Annotated in this window: 16 protein-coding genes; 6 read left to right on the forward strand and 10 right to left on the reverse strand. The window is 63.0% G+C overall.

Annotation, left to right across the window (positions count from 1 at the left end; all coding sequences use genetic code 11):
- Positions 1-20: 20 nt before the first annotated feature.
- From P3T20_RS04065 to P3T20_RS04075, 3 genes are all read right to left on the reverse strand, one after another.
- The gene (locus tag P3T20_RS04065) at positions 21-1,298 is read right to left on the reverse strand and encodes an NAD(P)/FAD-dependent oxidoreductase (protein WP_429286135.1); all 1,278 of its coding nucleotides are present in this window, start codon (positions 1,296-1,298) and stop codon (positions 21-23) included.
- Positions 1,299-1,349: 51 nt separating this feature from the next.
- Positions 1,350-2,018 (reverse strand): haloacid dehalogenase type II, encoded by a 669-nt coding sequence (locus P3T20_RS04070; RefSeq protein WP_429286136.1) that lies wholly within the window; start codon positions 2,016-2,018, stop codon positions 1,350-1,352.
- A gap of 433 nt (positions 2,019-2,451) precedes the next feature.
- Positions 2,452-3,933, reverse strand: coding sequence for an aldehyde dehydrogenase family protein (locus tag P3T20_RS04075; RefSeq protein WP_429286137.1), 1,482 nt, complete (start codon positions 3,931-3,933; stop codon positions 2,452-2,454).
- 224 nt (positions 3,934-4,157) lie between these two features.
- Here P3T20_RS04075 and P3T20_RS04080 point away from each other — a divergent pair, with 224 nt between their 5' ends.
- The 6 genes from P3T20_RS04080 (at position 4,158) to P3T20_RS04105 (ending at position 10,850) form a co-directional block, all read left to right on the forward strand.
- Entirely contained in the window at positions 4,158-5,021 is an 864-nt protein-coding gene (locus P3T20_RS04080; protein ID WP_429286138.1) for a GNAT family N-acetyltransferase, read from the forward strand.
- Positions 5,022-5,085: 64 nt separating this feature from the next.
- Positions 5,086-6,021 carry a 2-hydroxyacid dehydrogenase gene (locus P3T20_RS04085; protein WP_429286139.1) on the forward strand — a complete coding sequence of 312 codons (936 nt, stop codon included), beginning with the start codon at positions 5,086-5,088 and terminating at the stop codon, positions 6,019-6,021.
- 198 nt (positions 6,022-6,219) lie between these two features.
- Positions 6,220-7,599 carry an aspartate aminotransferase family protein gene (locus tag P3T20_RS04090; protein WP_429286140.1) on the forward strand — a complete coding sequence of 460 codons (1,380 nt, stop codon included), beginning with the start codon at positions 6,220-6,222 and terminating at the stop codon, positions 7,597-7,599.
- Positions 7,600-7,782: 183 nt separating this feature from the next.
- Positions 7,783-8,265 (forward strand): Lrp/AsnC family transcriptional regulator, encoded by a 483-nt coding sequence (locus P3T20_RS04095; protein WP_074266378.1) that lies wholly within the window; start codon positions 7,783-7,785, stop codon positions 8,263-8,265.
- 82 nt (positions 8,266-8,347) lie between these two features.
- Positions 8,348-9,829, forward strand: coding sequence for an NAD-dependent succinate-semialdehyde dehydrogenase (locus tag P3T20_RS04100; RefSeq protein WP_429286141.1), 1,482 nt, complete (start codon positions 8,348-8,350; stop codon positions 9,827-9,829).
- A gap of 43 nt (positions 9,830-9,872) precedes the next feature.
- Complete coding sequence (locus P3T20_RS04105) at positions 9,873-10,850, forward strand: M14 family metallopeptidase (RefSeq protein WP_429286142.1); 978 nt, start codon at positions 9,873-9,875, stop codon at positions 10,848-10,850.
- A gap of 69 nt (positions 10,851-10,919) precedes the next feature.
- Here the strand turns inward: P3T20_RS04105 and P3T20_RS04110 are convergent, their stop codons facing one another.
- The 7 genes from P3T20_RS04110 to P3T20_RS04140 form a co-directional block, all read right to left on the reverse strand.
- Positions 10,920-11,303, reverse strand: coding sequence for a cupin domain-containing protein (locus tag P3T20_RS04110; RefSeq protein ID WP_429286143.1), 384 nt, complete (start codon positions 11,301-11,303; stop codon positions 10,920-10,922).
- 34 nt (positions 11,304-11,337) lie between these two features.
- Positions 11,338-13,332, reverse strand: a complete 1,995-nt coding sequence (locus P3T20_RS04115) for a hydantoinase B/oxoprolinase family protein (RefSeq protein ID WP_429286144.1) — start codon at positions 13,330-13,332, stop codon at positions 11,338-11,340.
- Positions 13,333-13,345: 13 nt separating this feature from the next.
- Positions 13,346-15,412 (reverse strand): hydantoinase/oxoprolinase family protein, encoded by a 2,067-nt coding sequence (locus P3T20_RS04120; RefSeq protein WP_429286145.1) that lies wholly within the window; start codon positions 15,410-15,412, stop codon positions 13,346-13,348.
- A 13-nt stretch (positions 15,413-15,425) separates the two neighbouring features.
- Positions 15,426-17,291, reverse strand: coding sequence for an ABC transporter ATP-binding protein (locus P3T20_RS04125; RefSeq protein ID WP_429286146.1), 1,866 nt, complete (start codon positions 17,289-17,291; stop codon positions 15,426-15,428).
- A gap of 1 nt (position 17,292) precedes the next feature.
- The gene (locus P3T20_RS04130; protein ID WP_254368925.1) at positions 17,293-18,207 is read right to left on the reverse strand and encodes an ABC transporter permease; all 915 of its coding nucleotides are present in this window, start codon (positions 18,205-18,207) and stop codon (positions 17,293-17,295) included.
- A gap of 74 nt (positions 18,208-18,281) precedes the next feature.
- The gene (locus P3T20_RS04135) at positions 18,282-19,235 is read right to left on the reverse strand and encodes an ABC transporter permease (protein ID WP_429286147.1); all 954 of its coding nucleotides are present in this window, start codon (positions 19,233-19,235) and stop codon (positions 18,282-18,284) included.
- 95 nt (positions 19,236-19,330) lie between these two features.
- The gene (locus P3T20_RS04140; RefSeq protein ID WP_429286148.1) at positions 19,331-20,908 is read right to left on the reverse strand and encodes an ABC transporter substrate-binding protein; all 1,578 of its coding nucleotides are present in this window, start codon (positions 20,906-20,908) and stop codon (positions 19,331-19,333) included.
- Positions 20,909-21,356 lie beyond the last annotated feature (448 nt).

Raw genomic sequence — 21,356 nt, forward strand, 5'->3', positions numbered from 1 at the left:
AGTACTGCCCCTGCATCGGTTCAATGCAGAATGTCCTGCAAACGGTAATACGCGCCTACCAGCGGCAGAAACCACGCATGGCCGAAATGGCCTGGAATGGCGGGCCACTCCAGCTTGCGCCATGGGTTGCTCGCGGCGGCGCCGAACATCACGTCGGCCATCAAGCGACCCATGTGCACCGACATCTGCACACCATGGCCGCTGTAGCCCATCGAGTAAAACAGTCCCTCATGCTGGCCCGCGCGCGGCAACCGGTCAGCCGTCATGTCGACGAGGCCGCCCCAGCAATAATCGAGGCCCACGTCGGCCAGTTTCGGAAAGTAGTTGGCGAGACCCGCGCGCAGGATCTGGCCACTCTTTTCGTCGGAACGCGGATTCGACATGGCAAAACGGGCACGACCGCCGAACAGCAAACGGTTGTCGGCCGTCGCGCGAAAGTAGTTGCCGATGTTGCGTGTGGTCACATAAGCGCGGCGCTTCGGCACGATCTCGTCGAGTTGTGCGGTCGTCAAAGGTTCGGTGACGACGATAAAGCTGCCTACCGGCGCAATGCGGCGCCGGAACCACTGCAATGGGCCGATCTGCGAAGCGCCGGTAGCAACCAGTACGCGCCCGGCGCGGATCTTTCCGAACTCGGTGGCCACTTCGTAACGTTCGCCTTCGAGGCGCTTGAGGCCCGTCACCGGTGTGTATTCAAAAATGCGCGCGCCGTGTTTGACAGCGGCATTCGCAAGGCCCACGCCAAACTTGCCCATATGCATCTGCGCACCGTTGCGCTGCACGAGGCCGCCGTAAAAACCATCGGAGCCGACTTCCTCGCGAATCCGTTCCGGAGGAATCAGTTCGACATCCGAATCGACATTGCGCAACAGCGATTCGTAGCTTTTGGCAAGCTTGTCGAAGTGCTGTGGCTTGGCCGCGAGCTTGATCTTGCCGCCACGGAAAAAATCGCAATCGATCTTCTCTTCGCTGACGATCGATGCCACCGTCGCCACCGCACTCTCATACGCACGATAGAAATCGCGCGCATTGTCCGCACCGATACGCTCGGCCAGCGCCGCATAATCGTGCGCGAGACCGGTGTTGCACTGGCCGCCGTTGCGGCCCGACGCTTCACCGGCTATGCGCCCGGCTTCCAGCACCGTCACCGGAATACCGCGCTTCGCCAACTCGAGTGCCGCAGACAGGCCGGTAAAGCCGCCGCCGATCACCACCACATCGGAGCCGCCTTCGAGCGGGCCTTGCTGCCCGTGCAGAAACGGCGGCGCAGTGTCGAGCCAGTACGAATCAAGCTTCATCGGGTTCCTTCGCGCTTGAGCGCGTCAGTGCATCAGTGCGTCAAACAAGGCTTAAAGACCGACGACGCCGGCCAGACCACCGATGTCCTTGATCTCGGTGTAGTTGTAGAACGGCGTCGACGGTTCATGACCGCGCGCGACAAACACCTTGTTCTTGATGCCGAGATCGTTGGCCGACATCAGGTCGTAACGCAGGCTCGACGACACATGCAGGATGTCTTCCGGGCCGCAGCCGAGGTTGTCCAGCATGTATTCGAACGCTTGCAGACGCGGCTTGTACGCTTGTGCCATTTGCGCTGTGAACACAGCATGAAACGGTGCGCCGAGCTTGTCGACATTGCTCTGGATCTGGTCGTTCGATGCGTTCGACAGAATCACCAGCGGGATTTCCTTCGCGACCTTGGCAAGACCTTCCGGCACATCCGCGTGCGGACCCCAGGTCGGGACGGCGTCGTAGAAACGTTGGGCTTCGGCGTCGTCGTAGGCGAGATTCCAGCGCTTGAGCGTGCGGCGCACGGCGTTCTTCACGACTTCCTGATACGGCTTCCAGGCGCCGAGCACTTCGTCAAGGCGAAACGCCGAGAAGTCGCGCACGAACTGATCCATATGGTCGGCGCCGACGCGGTCGGCAAAAATTTCGCGGGCCATGTCGCCCATGCGGAAACGGGTCAGCGTGCCGTAGCAGTCGAAGGTGATGTATTTGGGCCTGAAGCGGGTCATGTCTATGTCCTGTGGTGGGCAATAGTCAGCGGGAAAGCAGTCACTGCACGCGCGGCGACGGCTGCTTGAAGAGAATTACACCACCCCAAAAAATGCGGGTTGTCGTGTTATGGACGGCGCTGAACACACAATCCGCCGTTTTTCGCTGCGCTCGCAGCACAGTATGCGGCATCCGCTGAAGGGGATCAGAACAGCATTTCGTCGACCCGGGTATGCCCTTACGCGGGCGCTCTCAACCGGGCTAATCAAGGCTTCACGGGGTCGGTGACGGCGATCGCCAGGCGACGACATAAACGACAACGGCCGCGTCGGAGACCGACGCGGCCGTATTGGACGCTATAGATGGCGCTTTAGCAGCACATCGTGCTACGCGCAGCAGGGCTTATGTATGAGCTGAAATCGACGCGCGTGAAAGCCACGCCCGCACGCAGATTCAAGCCCCCTGATTCAGATCGATCAGCACGCTCTTGAAACGCAGATTCGCTTCAAACGCCTGGCGGCCGAGATCCTTGCCGAGTCCGGATTGCTTGTAGCCACCAGTGGGAATCACAAAATCGGAAGTACGCCCATAGCGGTTGATCCACACCGTGCCCGCTTCGATGCTACGCATGGCACGTAGCGCGCGGCTCAGATCGGCCGTATGAACGCCCGCCGCAAGACCATATTTCTCGTGGCTGGCGAGCGCGAGCGCCTCGTCTTCGTCATCGAAGGTCTGCACCGTGAGCACGGGCCCGAACACTTCTTCGCGCACAGCCTCGGAGTCTGCAGTCACGTTGGTCAGGATGGTCGGCGCGTAGAAGGCCCCCTCACCAGCCACCGGCAGGCGCGTGCCGCCCGCGGCAATCTGTGCGCCCTGCCCGACGCTACGCGCGACGATGCCTTCGATACGCTGTGCCTGCTTGGCCGAGATGATCGGCGGCAGCGTCGTGCCCGCGGCCCACGTGTGCCCAGGCTTCAACGCAGCGAACGCGGAGGCAATACCGTCGATCAGACGCGGCGCGGCCGAACGTTCGACGATCAAGCGCGAACCCGCCACACACACCTGCCCAGCATTGCCGGCAATCGCGCCGGCGATACGGCGCGCCACCAGATCGAGATCGGGCGCATCCGCGAACACGACTTGCGGACTCTTGCCGCCAAGCTCCAGCGTCACAGGCTTGGTGCCGGTCTGCGCGCAGGCCGTCATGATGGCCGCACCAGTCTGGCTCGAGCCGGTGAAGGTCACCTTGGCGATCTTCGGATGACGCACCAGTGCGTCGCCCGTGACGCGCCCGTCGCCTTGCACGACATTGAAGATGCCCGGCGGGATGCCGGCTTCGATCGCGAGTTCGGCCAAACGCAGCACCGAAAACGGCGTCATCTCCGACGGCTTCAGCACCACCGCATTGCCCGCTGCAAGCGCTGGGGCGATTTTCCAGGACGCCATCACCAGCGGGAAATTCCACGGCGCGATCGCACCGATCACACCGTACGGCTCGGCGACGATCATGCCTAAATGATCGGGGCGCGTCGCCGCGACCTCGCCGCCGATCTTGTCGGCGAATTCGGAGTAGAAGCGGATACCTTCGGCGGTGAACGGCACATCCCAAGCGACGGCATCGCGAATGGGCCGCGTCGAGCCGACCGACTCCAGACGCGCCAGCGTGTCCACATCCGCCTCGATCAATTCGGCCCAGCGGCGCAGCGTGCGCGCCCGTTCGCGCGGCGCGCAGCGAGCCCAGTCGCTGGTCTTGAAGGCGTGCCAGGCATCCTCGACAGCACGATCCACCAGATCGGCGTCGGCGATCGGCAGATCCGCGTAGACTGCGCCGTCCGAGGGGCGCGTGACGCCGAGTGCAACGGCGCCGTCCACGTAGCGGCCACCTATGAAGTGCGCGCCGCGCACGGCAATCAGAGCGGGATCGAAGCTGTCCATTGTGTCCATTCCAGGTCGCAGACGAGATTCGAATCATGGTACGGGCGATAGCGCAGCATTTGCTGCCATGATGACCGGCCACGACCGCGCGGAGCACGCGTTATGAGGGCTGTGCGCAGCGCAGCGTGCGGTATTCCCACGGTGCGGCTCGCGCAATAAGATCGTCCTAGCCGCAGTATTTTGCCGGTGCGACATTACGCAGGCATATTGAAGAGGAGTGGAAAGTGACTGAACCGCTTGCTGGAGCACCTGTCCGGTTTCGTCCGCTGACGGCCGGCGATCTGCCCGCCGCGCACGAACTGTCGGTGGCGGTCAAATGGCCGCATCGCCGCGAAGACTGGGAATTCGCGCTGAACCTGGGCACGGGCGTCGGCGCCGAGGACCACGGCACCCTGCTCGGCACCGCGTTGCACTGGAAATTCGGTGCGGATCACGCCTCGCTCGGCATGGTGATCGTCGCTCCCGAACAGCAAGGCCGCGGCATCGGCCGCGATCTGATGACCCGCACGATGGACGCGCTCGGCGAGCGCTCCACCTTCCTGAACGCCACGCCGGCCGGCCAGCCGCTCTACGAAAAGTTCGGCTTCAAGGCTATCGGCAGCATCCATCAACACCAGGGCACGGGTGGCGCGCATCCGCCGGCCGTGCAACTGGCGCCCGGCGAACGGATCCGTCCACTCGGCGCGCGCGATCCGGGCCGGCTCTCGGCGCTGTTGAACCGCGCCGCAGGCTATGACCGCACACAGGTGCTGGGCGCGTTGCTGAACGTGGCGGAAGGTGTCGTGCTCGATCGCGACGGCGAACCGGTCGGCTTCGCGCTGATGCGCCGCTTCGGCCGCGGTCATGTGATCGGGCCGCTGGTGGCGCCGCATATCGAAGGCGCCCAGGCGTTGATCAGCCACCTGGTTGGATCGAACGAAGGCAAGTTCGTGCGTATCGACGTCGACGGTAACTCGGGTCTGTCCGACTGGCTCGACGGTCTCGGACTGCAACAGGTAGATGCAGTCGTCACCATGGTGCGGGGCGCTGCGCCCCGGCCTGAAAGCGACGTACGCGTTTTCGCCATCACCAACCAGGCGCTCGGTTAGGCGCTATAGGCTTCCAAAGATCCTCACCGCCCTCCCCAAACGACGACGCCCAGGACCCCGCGAGATGACCTTCCTCTACAAGGCCGACACCGTGCGCGGCGCCCAATGGGCACGCCTCTTTGCCGAGAAAGCTCCCGACATCCCCTTCCGCATCTGGCCGGACGGCAGTTCAGGCGACGATGCCCACGCCGTTCGCTACCTCGCCGTCTGGGAACCGCCGCGCGATCTCGCCACGGCCTTTCCCAATCTGGAACTGGTGTTTTCGGTGGGCGCCGGGATCGACCAGTTCGATCTGTCGGCCATTCCTGCGCATCTGCCGGTAGTGCGGATGATCGAACCGGGCATCGTGGCGGGGATGGTCGAATACACGACGCTCGCCACGCTGGCGCTGCACCGCGACTGGCTCACCTATGCCGCGCAGCAACGCGAAGGCCGCTGGCAGCCGGTGCGCACCCGCGTCGCAGGCGAGCGGCGCGTCGGCGTGCTGGGTCTCGGTGTACTGGGTGAGGCCGTGCTGACGCGCCTTGCCAGTTTTGGCTTTCCCTGCGCCGGCTGGAGCCGTTCGCCGCGCGAGCTCGACGGGATCGAATGTTTCGCGGGCGCCGACACGCTGCCGCAATTTCTCGCCCGCACCGATATTCTGATCTGCCTGCTGCCGCTGACGGCCGCAACGCGGCATATCCTGAACCGCGATCTGTTTGCGCAATTGCCACGCGGGGCCGCGCTGATCAACACAGGCCGCGGCGGTCATCTGCAGCAGGATCATCTGCTAGAGGCGCTCGAAAGCGGGCAACTGAGCGCCGCCGTGCTGGACGTGGCGGACCCCGAGCCGTTAGCTGCGGATCATCCGCTATGGCATCACCCGCGCGTCATGCTGACGCCGCACATTGCCAGCGTGACGCAGCCGGACAGCGCGGTCGATGTCGTGCTCGACAACCTGCGCCGCCACCGCGAAGGCGAGCCGCTGATCGGTCAGGTGGACCGCGCCCGCGGATATTGAGCGCGCCAGCGCAGCACAAAATGCTGCGCCGCCTGCAAAAACACAATTCCCACCTTCCAGCAGCGGCGAATCCCAGCGTCTTCGTTGTTTCTGTCCCGTTACCATGGATTGCATGCGGTTCGCGCTCGCGGCACGCGTTGCGCGCACCTTTCCGGCACTCCGTGCATTGCTGCGCGCACAACTCACGCACCCCATACCATGTCCACGTCCTCACTGATCGAATCCGACCGCAAACATCTGATCCACCCGGTTGCCAGCATGCGTGCTCACGAGAAGCGCGGCGTGACCATTCTCGAATCGGGCCGTGGCGCATGGCTGCGCGATAGCGAGGGCAACGAACTGCTCGACGCATTCTCCGGTCTGTGGTGCGTGAATACCGGCTACGGTCACGAGAGCATCGTGCGCGTCGCGACCGAACAGATGACGCGCTTGCCCTACGCCACCGGTTATTTCCATTTCGGCTGCGAACCGGCGATCAGGCTTGCTGAACAACTGGTTGAACTGGCGCCCGCCTCGCTGCGTCACGTGTATTTCACGCTGGGCGGCTCGGATGCGGTGGACGCGGCAGTCCGCTACATCACGAACTTCTACAACGCCACCGGCCGGCCGCAGAAAAAGCAGTTCATTGCGCTGGAGCGCGGGTATCACGGTTCGTCGTCGGTGGGTGCGGGGCTGACGGCACTCGGCGTGTTTCACCAGAACTTCGATCTGCCTTTGCCGAACCAGCATTACATTCCTTCGCCGTATCTGTATCGCAGCGAAACGAGCAACGATCCGCAAGCGGTCATCGACGCGTCGGTTGCCGCGCTGCGCGCGAAGGTCGAGTCGCTCGGCGCCGAGCGCGTTGCCGCGTTCTTCTGCGAGCCGATCCAGGGCTCGGGCGGCGTGATCGTGCCGCCGAAAGGCTGGCTCAAGGCGATGCGTGACGCATGCCGCGAACTCGATATCCTGTTCGTCGCCGATGAAGTCATCACCGGCTTCGGCCGCACCGGCCCGTTGTTCGCCTGTGCTGGCGAAGACGTCGAGCCGGATCTGATGACGGTGGCGAAGGGCCTCACCGCGGGCTATGCGCCGATGGGCGCCGTGCTGATGTCCGACGAGGTCTACAACGGCATTGCCGATGGTGCAGGCACCGGTTCGGCCGTGGGCCATGGTCAGACCTATTCGGCGCATCCGGTCAGCGCGGCCATCGGTCTCGAAGTGCTGCGGCTCTATCACGAAGGCGGCCTGCTGGCGAACGGCGTGGCTCAGGCGCCGCGCTTCGAAGCGGGCCTGCGCGACCTGCTCGACCATCCGCTGGTGGGCGACGCCCGCAGCCGCGGCCTGCTCGGCGCGCTCGAACTGGTGTCGGACAAAGCCACCCGGCGCCGCTTCGACCCTGCACTGAACCTGAGCGAGCGGATCGCCACCACCGCCTATCGCAACGGCCTGATCTTCCGCGCCTTCAACGACAACATCCTCGGCTTCGCGCCGGCGCTCTGCTACACGCGCGAGGAATTCGACGTGATGTTCGAACGCCTGCGCAAAACGCTCGATACGGTGCTGGAAGCGCCCGAAGTACGCGCCAGTCTTGCCTGAGGTCGTGCCCGAGGCTTGATCTCGGGCATCGCGCGGCAGCCTCGCGGCGCGGCTGCGTAATGCGTCGAAAGGCTTGCTGCGTACGGGTTTGCCGTGAAATTTTTTCATGACGGAGCGTGCTACGATAGTTCCGTCACCGCGCTTCCATAGGTCATCGCCTCCGTGTCAACCAACGCTAGTTCAATGAAGCTGGACCGCATCGATCTGCGCATCCTGTCCCAGCTCCAAAAGAAGGGCCGTATAACCAACGTCGACCTCGCGGATGCGGTCGGTCTCTCGCCGAGCCCGTGCCTGATTCGCGTGAAGCGTCTCGAGAAGGCCGGGTACATCGCGGGCTACGGCGCACATCTGCAGCTCAACAAGCTCGGTGACATCCAGCTCGTGTTTACCGAAGTGACCTTGCAGGACCATCGGCGCGAAGACTTTGCCAAGTTCGAGGCCAGCATCCGCACCGTGGATGAGATCGCCGAATGCCACCTTGTCAGCGGCGGCTACGACTATCTGCTCAAGTTCGTCACGCGCAGCGTCGTGCATTACCAGAGCGTGATGGAGAATCTGCTGGAACGTAACATCGGCATTGAAAAGTACTTCAGCTACGTCGTGATCAAGTCGCCGTTCGTGAAGAACCACTACCCGATTGAAAGCCTGTTTCCGTTGACCGATTGAATGAATGGGCGCGGCATGATTTTGTGCTGCTTTCCCGGCTTTCTATTTCGTTATCCTGAACTCATTCTTGCAGGCGTTCGCCATGCCACTCACACTCCATCGTCCAGAACTTTCCCGCTCGCACAACTTCATCAATGGCGAGTGGCGCGATGCTATTGATGGCGCGCGCTATGCCGTCAGCGATCCGGCTAGCGGAAGCGAATTTACGAGCGTGCCCGACAGCAGCGACGCCGACGCCCAGGCCGCCACCGACGCAGCGCACGCCGCTTTCGATGGCTGGCGCGAGCGTACAGCCCGCGAACGTGCGCAGTTTCTCAAGCGCTGGCATGCCGCGATCGTCGCCAATAGCGAGGACCTCGCGCGCATCATCTCGCGCGAGCAGGGCAAGCCGCTCGCCGAAGCGCGCGGCGAGGTGGCGTATGGCGCGTCGTATGTGGAATGGTTTGCGGAAGAGGCCGTACGCAGCTACGGCGACATGATTCCCGCCTTGATGCCCGGTAAGCGGATGATGGCGATCAAAGAACCGGTCGGCGTGGTCGCCGCCATCACGCCGTGGAATTTCCCGCTCGCGATGATCGCCCGCAAGATCGCTCCGGCGCTGGCCGCCGGCTGTACGGTGGTCGCCAAGCCCGCGGAAGACACGCCCCTTACCGCTCTCGCGCTGGCTCGTCTCGCCGAAGAGGCCGGCCTGCCGGCTGGCGTGCTGAACGTCGTGACCGCCTCGCGCGAACACACGCCGGCAGCCGTTTCTAACTGGCTCGTCGATTCGCGTGTGCGCAAAATCACGTTCACTGGATCGACGCCCGTCGGCAAGCACCTGGCCCGCGAATCGGCTGATACGCTCAAGAAACTCTCGCTGGAATTGGGTGGCAATGCGCCGTTTATCGTTTTCGACGATGCGGATGTCGACGCCGCGGTCGACGGCCTGATGGCCTCGAAGTTTCGCAACGGTGGCCAGACCTGCGTGAGCCCGAACCGGGTGTATGTGCAAAACGGCATCTACGACGCGTTCGTGCGCAAGCTGGTGGACCGTGTTGCCGCCCTGCGGGTAGGGCCCGCCACGCGCGACGACTCGCAGATCGGCCCGATGATCAATGCCCGTGCGGTCGACAAGATCGAGCGTCACGTGCAGGACGCGCTGGCGCATGGCGCCGTAGTGCTGACGGGCGGCCGCCGCCTGCAAGGTGAAGGGCTGGACGGTCCACACTACTACGCCCCCACGGTAATCGGCGACGCCAACCGCGACATGGCGCTGTTCCGCGAAGAGACCTTCGGCCCGGTTGCACCGCTGTTCCGCTTCGATAACGACGCCGACGTTCTGCGCGAAGCCAACGACACGCCTTTCGGACTCGCGGCATACTTCTATTCCAACGATGTGCGGCGCATCTGGCGCGTCGCCGGACGGCTCGAAAGCGGCGTGATCGGCATCAACGAGGGCGCCGTCGCGAGCGAGGCGGCGCCGTTCGGCGGCGTGAAGGAGTCGGGCTATGGCCGCGAAGGTTCGCGCTACGGTCTCGACGACTACCAGCACATCAAATACCTTTGCCAGGGCGGCCTTGCCTGAATCCTGGATAAAGGCCCTTTATCGACTGCGAATGGACTCTCACATGACAACCCACTCACCGCAGGACCACGCCTACCCGGTCGACGTCGAATTCCCCGACCTGAGCGGCTATGCCGCGGGCAATACCGGCATTCCGTATGTCTACACGTTCGACAGCGGCCTGCCCGGCTCGCACGTGATGATCAACGCGCTCACGCACGGCAACGAAGTGTGCGGCGCGATCACGGTCAAGGGGCTGCTCGATCTCGGCGTGCGGCCGCGCCGCGGCAAGCTCACACTGGCGTTTTCGAACGTCGAGGCTTACCTGACTTTCGACGCTTCGAAGCCGGATGCATCGCGCTTCGTCGATCAGGATTTCAACCGGGTATGGACCGCGGCGAAACTCGATGACACGAGCACGGATTCGAGCGAGCTGCGCCGTGCACAAGCGTTGCGTCCTGTGATCGATACCGTTGACGCATTGCTCGACCTGCATTCGATGCACGAGCGTAGCGCGCCGCTGATCGTGTCAGGTCCGCTGGAGAAAGGCATCGCGTTGTCCCGCGCACTGGGTGCCCCTGCTACCGTGATCAGCGACGAAGGTCATCCGGAAGGGCGTCGCATGCGCGACTATGCCGACTTCGGCGATCCGCAAAGCACACGCAACGCGCTGCTGGTGGAGTGCGGCCAGCATTGGGAGCCGTCGTCGGTGGTGGTGGCGAAGGACTGCACGGCGCGCTTCCTGGTGCTATCCGGTGTACTCGATGAAGCCGACCTGCCCGCTGACTGGTTCGCGCCGAAGCCGGATGCCATGCGTGTGATTCGTGTCACGGAGCCCGTGGTGGCAAAGAGTATGGATTTCCGCTTTGCAGATGCTTACACCGGCTTGGAGACATTCCCCAAAGCGGGCGCTGTGATCGGCTGGAATGAGGGTGAACCGGTGGTCACGCCTTATGACAATTGCGTGCTGGTGATGCCGTCGTTGCGACAGCTTAGGCCTGGGGTAACGGTGGTGCGGTTGGGGCAATTGCTCGACAACTGAGTGCCGTTGTCTATCGCGAGAGGCGTGAAGCGATGCCGCTAACAGCAGCCCCGCTTCGCGCCGCGTCACTCAGATATTCTGCACAAACATATACTGCTTCGTGACCTTCTCGGTCACTTCGAACACGCCGCGAAAACCTTCCGGCACCATCACAGCATCGCCCGGGCCGAACGGTTTGCGTTCGCCTTCATCCGGCACGATCGCGCCAATGCCCGACAGCACGTGGAAAAACTCGAACTGTCCTTCGGGGAAATCGATCCGCCACGCGCCTGCCGTGCCGCTCCAGATGCCGGTGCTGATCTTGCCGTCGCCGCGCTCGAATACAGGCCAATCGCGGCGCTCGGGCTGACCGCGCAACAAACGCTCCGGACTCAGCGAGAGCAGTGTGCCTTCGCCCTGCGGCTCGCCGAAACAAAAACTCTGCACGGAACTAACTGATAAAGACTGCGACATGGATGGGTTCTCTCTTTACGGTAAATCGATTCGGTTAACTCGCGCGACGCAACTCGGGCCACGAAGCACAGAGCTCCGCAAAGATCTGCTCGATCACCTCGGCGCCCGCACCTTGCGTTTCGACACGCGCATCTAGTGCATCGAAAATCCGATGCTTGATGAAATAGCGCCATTGCACAGGCACGCCTGACAAAATATGTGTGAGCGCGGCATAACGTTCGCGCGTCCACTTCGCTTCGAAAGCTTCACGGTAAGGGCCAAACTCGAACGCAGGCACCGGCGTATTGCGCGCCATCGCATGAGCCTGCTCGCGCAACACAGCCGTTTCGGCAGAGTCGATCTCGCCGTCGGCAATCGCCACGGCATAAACCTCGCGCGCTTCCTGTGCGGTGACATAGCCGCGTTGCACGTCTTCACACACTCGCCGAACGTCGCGATCAATAGGACGTCCGTATCCTCCTGCTCCCGCACCAATCAGCCGGATCACGTCGCCCGGATTGCAGATCACCAGGTCCGTGTTGCCGAGTTGCTCCGCCTGCGGCGTGTCGGGGTTCCTGGTGAACCGCGCGTTCGCGCCGGCATGGCCGCCGCGCACGCCCCATGAGGCAAAGTGCGTGCGGTCGCGGTTGCGAGCAGTGACGAGCGTGTTTGGCGAGAAGACCTTGAATTCCATCACCAGCCCCTGGCCGCCCCGAAATTGTCCTGCGCCACCTGAACCGGGCGCCACGCCGTAACGCGTGATACGGATCGGCACCTCAGCCTCGTTGATCTCCACAGGCGTGTTGCGCAAAAACGCGTTGTTCGCACCAGAGCCGTCTTCGCCATCATCGAACGACATGCCTCCGGCGCCGCCACCAATAGGTCCGATCGACGCCATGACCGTACTGCCGTGCCGGTCCATTGTCTTGACGCTGAGGATCGACAGGCCGCCTGCGGGGCAAGCGGCGAGCCGCTCAGGAATGGCCTGCGAGAAAGCACCGAAGGTCAGCAAATGCAGCAGCTTGCAGGTCAGGCTGCGCATGCCGACCGCCGCCGGCCGCTGCGCATTCACCACCGTGCCTTCAGGCAGCACGCAGCGCGCTACTCTCAGCATGCCGCTGTTCAGCAGGATCTCCGGGTTGAGCGTGTACAGCACATAAACGAAACCGACCAGCGCAAGCGCATGCCGTTCGCGTCCACCGGTCGGGATGTTCAATGACGACTGCAACTGCGGATCGCTACCGGTGTAGTCGAATTCGACGCTGCCGTCGCGGATACGCAGCGTCAACGCGACGCGCATCGGCTTGCCGCGCACCGAGTCTTCGTCGGCGTATTCGGCGAAGAAATACTCGCCATCGGGAATGCCGCGCATGACGGTGCGCGCCTGCTCTTCCGAGTAATCGAGCAACGCCTGCATGCCCGCCTTGAAACCGTCGATGCCGAACCGCTCGATGATCTCCAGCACGCGCCGCTCGCCCGTATGCAGCGACGCCAGTTGCGCATGCAAATCACCGACGTTCTGGTCCGGCACGCGCACATTGGTAGCCATGATGCGCAGCAGCTCTTCGTCGAGCACGCCGCGTCGCACGATCTTGGTGGGCGGAAAGCGGATGCCCTCCTGCTCGATCTCGGTCAGCGTACGCGACAGCGAGGCGGGCACGGCGCCGCCCATATCGGTGTTGTGAATGTGGCCGCCCACGAAGCAGACGATCTCACCTTCGTAGAACACCGGCTTCCAGAGCACGATATCCGGCGTGTGGGTAGCGACGAAACCGCTGTATGCATCGTTCGTCATGCCGATATCGCCCGGCTCGTAATGATCGATCATGCCGATCACCGGGCCGTAATCGAGGCCGACGTACCAGGTCGCGCCAAGCGTCTTTGGTGAAGCGAACGTGTGTCCATCCGGCGTCGTGATCGCGCACGAGAAGTCCTCGGTCTCTTTCACGAAGGTCGAATGCGCGGTGCGCACCAGCGTGTACGCCATGCTTTCCGCCGCAGCGACGCAGTAATTGGCGAAAATCTGCAGGACTGCCTTGTCGAATTGCATGCCGGGCTCCGGTTCAGTTCGCGCCAACGTAGGTGAGTATCAGATTGCCGTAGGGATCGACGCGTCCCGCGAAACCAGGCAGCACGCAGGTTGTGCAATCGTCCTGCGCGATCACTGCGGGTCCGGCTAGGTGCTGGCCGGCTAGCAGTTTGGCGCGGTGAAACAGCGCGGCGTCGTGGAACGCACCGTCCATCCAGACCTTTACCGAAGCGTCCGGCACCGGCGTCTGCTCACTGGCTTCGATGGGTCGCAAGGCTGGCTTGGGGGTTACTGACGCGATCACGAGGCGCAGCGCCACGATCTGAATCTTTGCTTTCAGATCGCTGTGGCCGTAGAGTCGCGCGTGCTCGCGGTGGAATGCTTCGCTGAGCGCGTCAATGTTTCGCTCCTGCAGCCATGCCAGTTCAAGCGGTGTGTCGATTTCGAACGATTGGCCCTTGTAGCGCATATCCGCCGAGACCGTGATGCGCGCGGGGCGATCGTCGCTCTTATCGCTGGGAGACGCAATTTCACCGGCTATCCAGCTTCGCGCCGCCGTTTCGAGCGCATGTGCATCGTCGCGCAAGGCCTCGAGCGCCGCCGCATCGAGATCGTAGTAGGTGGTCTTGACGAAGTCGTTCTTGGTGTCCGCGATCAAACCGCCCAGCGCACTGAGCACGCCCGGTGTAGTCGGCACAACCACCTGCTCCATGCCGAGTGCCCGCGCGAAGTAGCACGCGAGCATCGGCCCGGCACCCCCGAACGGCAGCAGCGAGAACGTGCGCGGATCGATACCGAAGCGCGAGACGATCCGGCTCACGCCCGCATACATGCCGGACACCGACACGTTGACGATCGCTTCCGCGGTCCGGTAAATATCGGAGCCAAGCCGCTGCGCCAGCACTTCGACCGCGCGGCAGGCCGCATCGTGATCGACTTTCACCGAGTTGTAGCCGAGGCTCGCGTTGCCGATCACGCCCATCACGGCGAAGGCATCGGTGATGGTCGCGCGCGTGCCGCCCCGGCCGTAGCACACCGGGCCGGGGTTCGACCCAGCACTCTCCGGCCCGACCTTGAGCACGCCGAAATCGTCGACCCACGCAATCGAGCCACCGCCGTCGCCAATCGAAGATACCGAGACCGACGGAATATGAATCTGGAAGTCGCCAATATATTCGCCGGTCGCGTATTGCGGCTCGCCGTCGATGATCAGCGCCACGTCAGCCGTCGTGCCGCCGATGTCCAGGCTCATGCAATGCTGCAGGCCGCAAAGCTGTGCAACATACGCCGCACCGATCACGCCGGACGCCGTACCGGAGAGAATCATCTGCACGCAATTGGTCTTGCCGGTTTCGGCGCTCATCACGCCGCCATTCGACTTGGTGACCTTCATGTCCGCCGCGATGCCGGTTTCGCGCAGCGCGCGCTGCAACGACGACAGATAGTGCGACACCTTCGGCTGCACATAGCCGCCAATCACGGCCGTCGAGGTGCGTTCGTATTCGCGGATGATTGGCCATACATCGGAGGAACATGAAACGAAGAGACCCGGCATGGCCCGCTCGAGGATGGCCTTAACCTCGTGCTCATGAGCCGGATTGCGATACGAATGCAGCAGCGATATCACCACGCCTTCGCAACCGGCACGGCGCAGCTTGTCGAGTGCATCGAGCACGCTCGCCTCATTCACGGGCGTCTCGACCGTGCCGTCCGCGGTCAGCCGCTCCACGATGCCGAAGACACGCTCGCGCGGCACCAGCGGCGCGGGGCGCTTCGACATCAGGTTATACATATCGGGGCCCTTGAGCCGCGCGATATCGAGTACGTCTTCGAAGTGACGTGTCGTAATCAGGCCGAGCTTCAAACCCTTGCGTTGTACGACGGCGTTGACGCCCACCGTCGTCCCATGCGTGAAATAAGCCACTTCATGCGGATCGATGCCGTAGCGTTCGGCCAGCCCTTCCATACCGCGTAAAACTTCGGCGCCAGGGCTATCGGGACGGGAAAACACTTTCAGCGTTTTCAGCTCGCCTGTTTCATCATTCAGTACTGCAAAGTCCGCGAACGAGCCACCGATATCAACACCGATTCTCAGAGCCATGAAGTTTTTCCCGTTATACGACGGTACCTTCTCGCACCATTGCAGCCTGCAAGGTCGTCAGATCGAGCTCCGTGCGATGACACAGCACTTCGGCACCGCTCGACAGTTGCCGGCGCGCCGGTGCCGTGATGTTGCACAAGCCGTCGACGCGCAACGGACAGCGTCCGAGAAACGTACACAGTTCGGAATGCGCCGCGCTGGGTCCAATCGGCGGCAATTCGCTGTGACAGCGAATGGTGGCCTCATCGAGCCAGCCCGTGCGCAACTCCGGAGCTGATGAAATCAGCAGATCGGCATACGGATGAAACGGCGGCGCGCACAGTGCCGCGCGATCGCCCGCTTCGACGCGATGTCCTGAGTACAGCACAACGATGTCGTCGCTGATGGCGCGCATCTTGCCGATGTCGTGGGTAATGAACAGATACGACACACCCAGCTTGCGTTGCAGGTCGGCGAGCAGATCGAGAATCGCCGCGCCTACCACAGTGTCAAGTGCGGACGTTACCTCGTCGCACAGAATCAGATCAGGCTCGGCCGCAAGCGCTCGTGCCAGATTGATCCGCTGCTTCTGGCCGCCCGACAGCTCGCCCGAACGGCGGGTCGCAAGCGCTGCGGGCAGTCGCACCAGATCGAGCAGTTCGGCGACACGCTGCCGGGCACGTTCGCCCTTCATGCCGTGATAGAACGCAAGCGGCCGGGACAAAATCCGTTCAACCGTATGCACCGGATTCAACGCCGTATCCGCGTTCTGGAACACGATCTGAATGCGCCTGAACTGCTCCTTGCTGCGCTGATCCAGCCGCTTGGGCATCGGCTCGCCGTCGAGCAGCAGCGAACCGCCTGCTACCGGCACCAGCCCTGCAATTACTTTGGCGAGCGTAGTCTTGCCGGACCCCGACTCGCCGATCACGCCGACCGTCTTGCCGCGATGGATCACCAGATCCACGTCGTCGAGAATGCGTGCCGCCGGATAACCCTTTGCATCGGTCTTGCCGTAGCCTGCGACAAGCCGCTTCACCTCCAGCAACGGACGCTCGTCGGCTCCGGCCGCAGCACGTCCTTCCGGACGTGCGCCGCGCGGCGTCGGCATGACCGCCGCGATCAGGCTCTGCGTGTATGCATGCGCGGGTGCATTGAGAATCTGCGCCGTGCTGCCCACCTCGCGAATCTCGCCATCGCTGAGCACGACGATGCGATCGGCCATCTGCGCGACCACCGCCAGATCGTGCGACACGTACACGGCCGTCGTTCCGAGTTCCTTCACGACCCGCTTGAACGCCTGCAGCACATCGATCTGCGTGGTGACATCGAGCGCAGTGGTTGGCTCATCGAGAATCACCAGTTCGGGATCCGTAATAAGCGCCATCGCCGCCAGCAGTCGCTGCAACTGGCCTCCCGATACCTGGTGCGGATAGCGCTTGCCGATCCGCTCCGGATCCGGCAACGCCAGCGCGCGGAACAATTCGATCGCTTTTGCCTGGGCGGCCGCCTTGCTCATGGTCCGATGAATCAGCGCGCTTTCGATCACCTGGTCGAGAATCGTACGCGCCGGGTTGAACGCCGCCGCTGCACTTTGCGCAATATAGGCAACCTTGCGACCGCGCAGCGAAGCCAGCGCGTTGGGTGACAGCGAGCGCACATCTGCGTCGCCAACGCGGATAGACCCGCCCGCAATACGGCAGCCGGTACGCGCGTGACCCATCAGCGAAAGCGCAATTGTCGTCTTGCCCGAGCCGGATTCGCCGATCAGCGCGAGCACCTCGCCGCGTGCGACCGTGAAGTCGATATCGTGGACGATGGTCGTTTCGGGCCGCCCTTCACTGCTGCCCACCACGCGCAGTCCGTGCACTTCAACCAGATTGTCGGTTGTCGTATTCATCTCAGCGAGCCTCCGCGGCACGGCGCAAACGCAGACGCTTGCCACGCCCAGGCAGCCCGTCGATCAGCAGATTGACGCCGACCGTCAGGATCGCAATGGCAATAGCCGGCATTAGCACCACCGGCGCACCGTCACCGAGACCGGCGATGTTTTCCCGCACCAGCGAGCCGAGATCCGCATACGGTGGCTGCACGCCCAGCCCAAGGAAGCTCAGGCTGCTCAGCAATAGCACCACGAACACGAAACGCAGGCCGAGGTCGGCCAGCATCGGATGAATCATGTTCGGCAGGATTTCCACGCAGCAGATGTAGATCGCGTTCTCGCCACGCACCTTGGCTACCTGCACGTATTCGAGCGCGCTGATATTCACAGCCAGCGAGCGGGCAATGCGATAAGCGCCAGGCGTATAGCTGATGCCTGCTGTGATGACCAGCAACGTGAGCGACGAACCGAACGCGGCCACGATCATCAGCGCGAACATTTTGGTGGGAATCGAGCTCACTGCGTCGAGTATGCGGCTCATGGTCTCGTCCACGGCGCGGCCGGCGACGGCTGCCAGCAAACCGAGACCGGTTCCGCACAGCGCGGCGAACAGCGCCGCGGCCAATGCCAGCAGCACTGTCAAACGCGTGCCGTACATGATGCGGCTCAGCATGTCGCGACCCAGGTAGTCGGAGCCGAGCGGCAAGTGAGCGCTGAACGGCGCGAACACATCTTGCGTGACGATCGCGCCCACCGGATACGGTGCGAGAATCGGCCCGAAAATCGCCACGAATAACGCAAGCGCCACCATGAAGGCGCCGATCCAGCCGCTCAACGACAGCGACGGCAAGCGGCGCGCGGCACGCCTGACCGGTGGCGTCGGCGCAGCGCCGCCACCACCACCGGAAGGCGCGGGTGAATGAGGAGCGGGCATGGCAGAACTCCTAAGGAGTGCCCCTTCAGCAGGCGTCGGCGAACGGGGATCGATGGGGGACGATTGAGGAATGTTCATGTCCGCAGCCTCGGGTTGGAAACGATCGCGCACAGATCCGCGAGCAGCACCAGAATCAGATAGCCGAGGCAGAAGATCAGCGTGCAGGCCTGCACCAGCGGCATGTCGCGGTTGCTGACCGCATCGACCATCAGACGCGCGAGGCCCGGATAGTTGTAGATCGTCTCGACGACAATCACCCCGCCCAGCAGATACGACAGACTCAACGCCACCGCATTGGCAATCGGGCCAATCGCGTTAGGCAGCGCATGCAGCAGCACCACACGCGCCGGACGCGCTCCCTTGAGAATCGCCATCTCGACATACGAGGAGCCGAGCTGCTCGATCACCGCTGCTCGCGTCATGCGCGCCATCTGCGCGATGATCACGCAGCACAGCGTGATAACCGGCATCGCATAGGCCCGCATGAAATGTTCGAAACTGTCGATCTCGCCGCTGTACGACAGCGCGGACAACCAATGCAGCTTGACCGCGAACACCAGCACCGCGAACGTCGCGATCAGAAATTCCGGCGTAGCCACCAGCGCCAGCGTGCTGAGACTGATCATGCGATCGAGCAGCGAACCGCGCTTCACGGCGGCGAGGATGCCCATCGAAATCGCAATCGGCACCGAGACGAGCGTCGTGATTGCAGCCAGCTCGAGCGACTTCGGCAGACGGCCGGCAATCATCTCGCTGACCGGCAGACTGGCGGAGAGCGACATGCCGAAGTCACCGCGCACGAGGCCCGCAAGCCAATGCAGATAACGCAGGTAGGCCGGCTGATCGAGGCCAAACTGCAGCCGCAAGGCCGCAATCGTCTCCGGCGTCGCCGCCTGGCCGAGCGCCTCTTGTGCGGCGTCGCCCGGCAGCAGGTTGGTAATCGTGAAGATGATCATCGACACGATCAGCAGAATCAGCAGCGTCAGCGCAATGCGCTTAACGATCAGCGCTGCAATGGTCTGGTTCATCGCACGGGCCTCCTACGAGGATTGCAGAGACCGGTGGCGCAACGCAATGTCGCGCTGTTGCGCCACCGGCGAGCCGGTCAGGAGGGTCTGCCGGGTCAGGCTTCCCACCAGACGTTCTCGGCAAACGAGAAGCCCATCATGCCGCCGGTCGGAATCGAACCGAGGCCTTTGAGGCGCTTGTCGTAACCGTCGAGCAGACTGATAAACGAAGGAATGCCGATGCCGCCCTGGTTGCTGACGATGGTCTGCATGTCAGCGTACATCTGCTTGCGCTTGGCGTCGTCGGTTTCTGCACGCGCCGTAATCAGCAACTGGTCGAACTGGGGATTCTTCCAGCCGGACTCGTTCCACGGTGCATCCGATTTGAAGAATTGCGTGAACAGCACGTCGGCGCTCGGACGCGGATTGATGCTGCCGAAGCCAAGCGGATGCTTCATCCAGTGATTCGACCAGTAGCCATCGGCAGGAACGCGGTTGACCGCCAGGTTGACGCCGATCTTCTGCGCCGTCAGCTGCATCATCTCGGCCATTTCGATTGAACCGTTGGCGTCGGAAGTCGCGTAGATCGGCGGCAGCGTCAAGCCGACGGCGCCGGCTTTCTGCAGATGGAACTTGGCCTTGTCCGGATCGTACGGACGCTGCGGCAGACCGGCGAAGTAATAGCGGTGACCCGGAGGAATCGGCTGATCGTTACCGATTACCGCATAGCCGCGAAACACTGCCGTGCGGATCTGCTCGCGGTCGAACAGATACTTCATGCCTTCCACGAAGTCCGGGTTGCCGGTGATCGTGTTGTCGCGCCGCATGATGAGGTCGGTATAGAGACCCGACTTGGTCTCCTTGATCGCGTAGCCCGGCGTCGACGCTACGCGCTGCGTTGCGCGCGGATCGACGGCGCTGATCAGATGGACGTCCCCCGAGAGCAGCGCGTTCACGCGCGCCGCGTCGTCACCGATACCGATCAGCTCCACCTCGTCGAGGTAGGGTTTGCCCGGGCGCCAGTAGCTGTCGTTGCGCGTGCCGACCGTCGTGACACCTGGCTTGAACGTCTTCAGCTTGTACGGGCCGGTGCCCACGGCGGTCGAGAAATCGGTGGTGCCGTCCTTGACGATGACGAGTTGCGGCGTGGCGAGAATTGCCGGCAGGTCCGCGTTCGGCACGGTCAACGTGATCTGCACTTCATCCGGGCCGCTTGCCTTGACCTCGTCGAACTGATCCGCGACCGACTTCACCTTCGAGGCCGTCGCCGGGTTCTTGTGGCGCATCAGCGAGTACACCACGTCGGCGGGCGCCAGCGCCTTGCCGTCATGAAAGGTCACGCCCTTGCGCAGCTTGATGGTCCAGACCTTCGCGTCGCTGCCGGTGAACGACTCGGCCAGCGCCGGCTGCGGCGTCAGGCTGCTGTCGAACTGCGTGAGCCCGCTATAGAACATGAAGAAGCGGATGTAGTCGGCGCCGGCCGAGCCCTTGGCCGGATCCAGCGTGTCGGCGGTCGAACTGGAGTCGTAGGCAGCCCGAATCTTGCCACCCTTCTTCGGCGTGTCGGCAGCAAAGGCGCTGGTCGCGCCCGCCAGCAAACCACTGGCCCCCGTCGCGAGCATGCCGCCCGCAGCCAATACTCGCATCATGTCGCGGCGGCTGAAACCGGCTCGTTTGATTTCGTCGTCGTTCATGGAATCTGCTCCTGGGACCAAGGATGAATGAATCCGGGTTGTGTAACGTGGTTTGCCCGTCATTTCGAGGAACGTTGCGGGTTGAGTGAATTTAAGCACCGCAAAATTAACGGAATGTCCTGATTCGGCATCGCGCGCAAGCGAAACGAATCGTTTTGATAGCGCTTCACAGCATGAATTGCTGCGAGCGTGGAGGCAGGCGGCTCACAGCCCGCCGGGACGGGCTGTACGGCGAGCGCAAGGAGATCTGGTAAGGGTTTGCCAGACCCAGGCGGCGCATTCTGGTGCTCGAGGCGCCGCCTGGGAAGTGCTTTGCGGCCCACATACAGCGCAATTAAGCGTTCGCCGGAGTGGCGCGTGGCACTTTATGCTGCGGACGAAAAAAAGCTCATCGTGAATCTTCCGATGCACGATGAGCCTGCCAAGGACATCACGTCACGCCGATCGC

It is taken from the genome of Paraburkholderia sp. GAS206C, from assembly GCF_050435645.1.
Lineage (GTDB): Bacteria > Pseudomonadota > Gammaproteobacteria > Burkholderiales > Burkholderiaceae > Paraburkholderia > Paraburkholderia phenazinium_B.

Coding starts and splice junctions, on each gene's coding strand:
- P3T20_RS04065 (WP_429286135.1), bottom strand. CDS start 1,298: ATGAAGCTTGATTCGTACTGGCTCGACACTGCGCCGCCGTTTCTGCAC.
- P3T20_RS04070 (WP_429286136.1), bottom strand. CDS start 2,018: ATGACCCGCTTCAGGCCCAAATACATCACCTTCGACTGCTACGGCACG.
- P3T20_RS04075 (WP_429286137.1), bottom strand. CDS start 3,933: ATGGACAGCTTCGATCCCGCTCTGATTGCCGTGCGCGGCGCGCACTTC.
- P3T20_RS04085 (WP_429286139.1), top strand. CDS start 5,086: ATGACCTTCCTCTACAAGGCCGACACCGTGCGCGGCGCCCAATGGGCA.
- P3T20_RS04090 (WP_429286140.1), top strand. CDS start 6,220: ATGTCCACGTCCTCACTGATCGAATCCGACCGCAAACATCTGATCCAC.
- P3T20_RS04095 (WP_074266378.1), top strand. CDS start 7,783: ATGAAGCTGGACCGCATCGATCTGCGCATCCTGTCCCAGCTCCAAAAG.
- P3T20_RS04100 (WP_429286141.1), top strand. CDS start 8,348: ATGCCACTCACACTCCATCGTCCAGAACTTTCCCGCTCGCACAACTTC.
- P3T20_RS04105 (WP_429286142.1), top strand. CDS start 9,873: ATGACAACCCACTCACCGCAGGACCACGCCTACCCGGTCGACGTCGAA.
- P3T20_RS04110 (WP_429286143.1), bottom strand. CDS start 11,303: ATGTCGCAGTCTTTATCAGTTAGTTCCGTGCAGAGTTTTTGTTTCGGC.
- P3T20_RS04115 (WP_429286144.1), bottom strand. CDS start 13,332: ATGCAATTCGACAAGGCAGTCCTGCAGATTTTCGCCAATTACTGCGTC.
- P3T20_RS04120 (WP_429286145.1), bottom strand. CDS start 15,412: ATGGCTCTGAGAATCGGTGTTGATATCGGTGGCTCGTTCGCGGACTTT.
- P3T20_RS04125 (WP_429286146.1), bottom strand. CDS start 17,291: ATGAATACGACAACCGACAATCTGGTTGAAGTGCACGGACTGCGCGTG.
- P3T20_RS04130 (WP_254368925.1), bottom strand. CDS start 18,207: ATGCCCGCTCCTCATTCACCCGCGCCTTCCGGTGGTGGTGGCGGCGCT.
- P3T20_RS04135 (WP_429286147.1), bottom strand. CDS start 19,235: ATGAACCAGACCATTGCAGCGCTGATCGTTAAGCGCATTGCGCTGACG.
- P3T20_RS04140 (WP_429286148.1), bottom strand. CDS start 20,908: ATGAACGACGACGAAATCAAACGAGCCGGTTTCAGCCGCCGCGACATG.